This is a genomic window from Brevundimonas sp. UBA2416, assembly GCF_002343105.1.
Classification (GTDB): domain Bacteria; phylum Pseudomonadota; class Alphaproteobacteria; order Caulobacterales; family Caulobacteraceae; genus Brevundimonas.
The window spans coordinates 349-770 of record NZ_DDRM01000042.1; the positions used below are offsets into that span (position 1 = coordinate 349).

At 69.2% G+C, this 422-nt stretch carries 1 protein-coding gene; it reads right to left on the minus strand.

From position 1 onward, the window contains the following. Window positions 1–422, minus strand: a 422-nt coding sequence (locus B3E43_RS13270; protein ID WP_292030265.1) for an outer membrane beta-barrel protein, incomplete at both ends; no start/stop codon positions are given.

The following is a 422-nucleotide window of genomic DNA, read 5'->3' on the forward strand; positions in this document are numbered from 1 at the left end:
ATGAACTGCGCCGCCAGCTCGGCCGAGCTGTCGTCCGCGCCGAAGCCGATTGCGCGAAGGGCGGGGGTGCCGCCCAGCGTGCCGAGGATCTCGGTGTTGACCCGGTTGATGCCGGCGCCAAGACCGATGAACGGACGCAGGGCGTCGCCCTCGTTGCCGAAGTCGTAGATGACATTCATCATCAGCGCCGCAGAGCTGATCTCGCCGTTCGCCGCGCCGCACGGGCCCGCCACCGGGCCGACCTGGCAGACGCCCGTCGGATTGCCCGCGCGCGGGTTGACGACCGACTCGATGTCGTTCGAGCGATAGCCGCCCTCGAGCTCGACCCGCCAGTTCTGGTCGAACCGGTAGCCCAGACGGGCGAACGCCGCCCAGTCATCCTGCGTCTGGATGTCGAACTGCGGACCACGCTGGCCGTCAGC